Origin of the sequence: Actinomadura sp. (assembly GCF_044508335.1) — a bacterium.
GTDB lineage: Bacteria > Actinomycetota > Actinomycetes > Streptosporangiales > Streptosporangiaceae > Spirillospora.
The window spans coordinates 1-4,404 of record NZ_JBIQHY010000211.1; the positions used below are offsets into that span (position 1 = coordinate 1).

The 4,404-nt window shown below is 69.2% G+C and carries 5 protein-coding genes; 4 read left to right on the forward strand and 1 reads right to left on the reverse strand.

Annotated features, from left to right (window positions below; translation table 11 throughout):
• Positions 1-611: HAD family hydrolase (locus ACIWVC_RS34120; RefSeq protein ID WP_396455137.1), on the forward strand; the 611-nt coding region annotated here is incomplete at its 5' end.
• On the opposite strand, the gene ACIWVC_RS34125 is transcribed toward ACIWVC_RS34120, so the two are convergent.
• Positions 592-1,869 carry a transcriptional regulator gene (locus tag ACIWVC_RS34125; protein WP_396455139.1) on the reverse strand — a complete coding sequence of 426 codons (1,278 nt, stop codon included), beginning with the start codon at positions 1,867-1,869 and terminating at the stop codon, positions 592-594. The two genes, ACIWVC_RS34120 and ACIWVC_RS34125, sit on opposite strands and share 20 nt — an antisense overlap.
• A 545-nt stretch (positions 1,870-2,414) precedes the next feature.
• Between ACIWVC_RS34125 and ACIWVC_RS34130 the strand changes: the two genes are divergently transcribed.
• The 3 genes from ACIWVC_RS34130 to ACIWVC_RS34140 all read left to right on the forward strand — a co-directional run bounded on the left by ACIWVC_RS34130 (position 2,415) and on the right by ACIWVC_RS34140 (position 4,219).
• On the forward strand, positions 2,415-2,747 hold the full coding sequence (locus ACIWVC_RS34130) for a hypothetical protein (RefSeq protein WP_396455140.1): 333 nt from the start codon (positions 2,415-2,417) through the stop codon (positions 2,745-2,747).
• A gap of 208 nt (positions 2,748-2,955) precedes the next feature.
• Positions 2,956-3,378 (forward strand): hypothetical protein, encoded by a 423-nt coding sequence (locus ACIWVC_RS34135; protein ID WP_396455142.1) that lies wholly within the window; start codon positions 2,956-2,958, stop codon positions 3,376-3,378.
• Positions 3,379-3,481: 103 nt separating this feature from the next.
• Positions 3,482-4,219 carry a GntR family transcriptional regulator gene (locus ACIWVC_RS34140; protein ID WP_396455144.1) on the forward strand — a complete coding sequence of 246 codons (738 nt, stop codon included), beginning with the start codon at positions 3,482-3,484 and terminating at the stop codon, positions 4,217-4,219.
• The last annotated feature ends 185 nt before the right edge of the window (positions 4,220-4,404 follow it).

The following is a 4,404-nucleotide window of genomic DNA, read 5'->3' on the forward strand; positions in this document are numbered from 1 at the left end:
CTCGGGAGTATGGGACGTGGGCTGACTGGTTGGGGGTGCCTCGGCATACGTTCTCGGCGATGTTCGGGGCGGTGATCGCTCGGGGGTTGGACTACCGGGAGACGTTCCAGGTGTTCGCGCCTGGGTTTGATCTGACGCAGCAGCGTGAGGAGCGGGCCGAGGTGGGGCGGCCGGAGACGTTCGGGGAAGAGGACTTGTACCCGGATGCGCGTCCGACGCTGGCCAAGCTTCGGGGTGATGGGCTGTGGGTCGGGATCGCGGGGAATCAGACGGTGCGGGCCGGCGGGATCCTGCGGTCGTTGGATCTGCCCAGCGACATGATCGCGACGTCGGATGACTGGGGTGTGTCCAAGCCTGATCCGGGGTTCTTCCGGTGCGTGGTCGAGGCTGCGCCGTGTGAGGCCGGTGAGGTGCTGTATGTGGGTGACCGGTTGGACAACGACATCATGCCCGCGGCGCAGATGGGGTTGCGGACGGCGCTGATCCGGCGGGGGCCGTGGGGGATCATTCAGCAGGACGACCCGGAAGCCGACCGTGTTCCGACGATGCGGATTGATTCGCTGGCTGAGCTTCCGGGCCGTATCGCTGAGTTCAACGCTGGAGCGCGCTGAGGGTGGTCTGCCAGCTGTAGAGGCGGTCGTCCAGGCGGCGGACGCATTCGGTGTCGGCCCAGGGCTGGAGGGCGCGGCGGACGTCGTGCACGCGGTCCATGCCGGTGGCGTACCAGGTGACGGCGAGTTGGTCGAGGGCCTGCTCGGCGTAGGAGCATGCGGCTTCGGGGTCGCGCTGGGCTACTTCGACGGCGGCCAGGTCGCCGAGGATGACGGCGCGCTGTTTGGCGTTGGTGTCGCCGATGGCCTCCAGGACGCCGAGGAGTGTGGCCTTGGCCTGGGCGGGCTGCCCGGCCTTGAGCTGGGTGTCGCCCTTGAATGAGGCGAGGCTGATGGGCGAGAACCAGTTGAACCAGTCGGGGGCGGGCTGTCCGGTGCTCTCGGCGAGCAAGTGCTCGGCGTGGTTGATCAAGCGCAAGGCTTCGCGGGGGTGTCCGCAGCGGGTTTCGCACTCGGCCTCGACGGCGTCCAGCCATGCCAGGAATTCGGCGGGGGCGGTGCCGCGTCGGGCGTAGGTGCGGGCGGCGCGCATGCGTTCGGCTGCCTCGTCGCGGCGGCCGTCCCATCCGGGGATGAACGCGGCGTGCGCCAGGATGGCCGCTCCCAGCAGCGGGTCGTTGGCTTCGCCGGCGGCCTGGAGGGCGCGGACGTAGGAGGCGTCGGCGTCGTCGGGCTGGCGCAGGTCGAAGAACTCGATGCGGCCGACCAGGAGCAGGGACTCGGCGAGCGCGGTGGCCAGGATGGTGCGCGGGACACCGGTCGTCTCGGCCAGGAGCTGGGTGCCGAGTTTGGTGTGCTCGACCACCGTCGGGTGGAGCTGGGCGGGCTGAACGGAGAAGTAGAGGCGCCGCAACGCACCGTTGATCGCGGAGAAGTCGGCCCCGACCGTGGGCGGCTGAACGGCGGCGTTGGCCTTGGGAAGTGGCAGCGTGGCGCCGGTTCCCTGGGCGGGGACGGCGGACGGGTTGGGGTTGGGCCGTGAGGGCGCCGGGGTGTCCGGGGTCTCCCAGGGCGGGGTGAAGCCGAGTTCTTCGACGGGCAGTTGCAGCACGTGGACCAGCAGGCGCTGGTGGTCGGCGCGCGGCCACGGCGGGGACGCGGACTCCCAGCGGCGGATTTGGCGGGCGCTGATCTGCATGTTCCCCAGGCCCAGCAGCGGGGCGGCTGCCGTCATGGCGTCGGCCAGTGCCTGCTGGGATGCGTACCCGGCGTGCTGCCGGGCTGCTTTGAGACGGGTGTTGCCTGCCGGACGTGGCATCGTCGTTCCCTCCGCTGTGAGTCCTCTACGGGTCCGACTTTAGCCCCCATAGGGGCACTGAGCGGACGCTGTGACATGTCTAACTCTACCTAGCGTCCTGAAAACGTCCTCATAGAGACCTATGGACGGCCTTCGATAGGACGTCATACCGCGAGAGTCTTGCCTCCATGCGAGACGAGCAGGCGAGCAACGGGTGCAGGAACTGCAGCGGTCGCGGGTGGAAGTTCACCCACTCGCGGCGGGCGATCCTGGTCGGAGCGCCGAATGGTTCCGGACCGGAGGTTGAGCGGGTGCCGTGTCGTTGGTGTGCGCCCTCGCGTAAGACGCGGGCGGCGTAGTCCAAGAAGCTGCGGGGCCGGTGGGCGTCACGGCGGCTGGAGCGCGGGTTGGGGGTCCCCCCCGGACCTGACCGTGCTCGGGGTGATGGGTCTCCTCGTCGTCGCTCGTCCTACCGGCCCCGCCTTCCCTTCTCTGGGAGTGGGTGACCCCCTGTGGGTGAGTCGGTGAGGCCGCGTACGCCGGACAGTGCATGGCGTCCGGCGGCGTTGGCGCTGGTGGAGGCGTTGACCGGGCATGGCCTGGTGGCGCAGGTGTGGGGCCATGGTGCGGTGCGGGCGCGCAACTTGGCCGGTGAGCCCGACGGCGATGACCCGCGCGGGCAGATGTTGGCGCCGGGGTTGCAGCAAGAGGTGCTGTGCCGTCGCCGGGACGGTGAGTTGTGGTGGTGGTGGGTGTGGTCGGGGCCGTCCCGCAAGTCCCCGCCGGAACTGGAGCCGTTGTGCCCGGTGACGGAAACGGCCACGGCGGCCGACCGGATCGCACGTGTTCTGGCCGTCCCCTTCGCCGGCACGCCTACCTCGCCGGGTGGGTGCGGGTGATGGGGGTGTCGTGGGTGTCGGCGGCCGAGAAGCGGAATCGGCCGGTGACGGCGGCGATCGAACGGGAGTTCTCCGGAGTGGTCGCCTGGTACGGGCACGCGACCAGGGCATGGTGGGCGATGGTTCCTGTCCGCCGTGACATGCGGCTTGTGGAGGCGCTCAGCCCACGGGAGTTGCGGGAGGCGATCGTGAACGCGCAGGGGTGGCCGTGGCCGAAATGACCGGCGACGACGCGCACAAGATCGGGCACTCGGGCATCGGACCTGAGTGCCCGATCTCGTGCCTGGGGGTGCGGACGGTCGGTGATCTGCTCGGCCTGCTGGTGGAGGCGGGACGGACATCGGGGCTGGATGCGGTGTTCCCCGCGGCTGTGGCTGCGGCCGACCGTCACCATGAACACGCCGATGGCCGTGTCGGGTTGGCGTGCCCGGTGGCGTGCTTGGGGCTGTCGAAACAGGTGATGACGACGTTGCGCAATGATCGGCGCTGGCGGGTCAAGACGGTGGGGCAACTGCTGGGCCTGCTGCGGTCGGGTGACCTGGGCAAGGTGCCGCAGATGGGCCCTCGCCGGGTGGGTGAAGTGCGCGTGGCGCTGCTGGCGGCGGGTTTCACGGTCCCGGCCGACCTGTGAGGCGTCCGGGCTGCTCGGTGTCCTGGCGCGGGGAAGAGCAGGGCGTTACAGTGCCCTGAGATGCGCTTATGCGGTCAAGTGTCACAGTAGTCAGGTGGTTGATATGTCGAGCTTGGAGTTCGAGCCCCCGAAGTACGCGCGGGTCGTGTTGGAGATCCGGCGGCGGATCGAGAACGGGGACTACCCGCCGGGCTCGATGCTGCCTTCGGAGTCACAGCTCGTCCGGGACTTCGCGGTCGGGCGCACCACGGTGGTGCGGGCGTTGCAGATGCTCCAGCAGGACGGATGGATCACCCGTGAGCATGGGCGCGGCTCGTTCGTGAAAGGCCGCCCGGCCTCGGATGTGCGGGCGAGTCGGCGGGGCCTGACGCTGCTGGACCGTCCCGAGACGCAACCGGGCGTGCAGCTCGTGGACGTCGGCCAGGTTGATGCTCCCCCCGAGGTGGCTTCGCTGCTGGACCTGGACGGCGGCGGGGTGCGGGTGTTGGCGCGGCGGTCGCTGACGATCCGCGACGAGATCGCCTCGGATCTGATGACGTGCTGGTTCCCGCTGGAACTGGTGTACGGCACCGACCTGGACAAGGACGCGGCGTTGCCGGTCGGGCTGCGCGATCACCTGCGGTCGGTCAAGGGCCTGCGCATCGATCACATCTCCGAACGGCTGACCGCGCGGCTTCCCGCCGGCGACGAGGCCGAGGTGTTGCAGATCAGCCAGTCCGACCCGGTCATGGTGATGCTCGCGGGCATGCATGACGCCAATGACGTGGTGCGGTTCGTGGCCGAGGTCGTGATGCCGGGGTCACTGCATGAGCTGGAGGACGTGTACAGCGTCCCGGACTGACCGCGACCACATCCCATGATGTGACGCAGGTCACTCGATCCTGAGCTTGTTCGGCCGAGTGGGCGACGTACACTCCATGACATGCACTCGTCCGGACAAGCGGACGGGCGGACAACGAAGGTGGTTCGTGATGGCGGTGCAGGGTCCGTTCAAGGTCGCGTTCGGGGACGTGTTCCCGTTCGGGG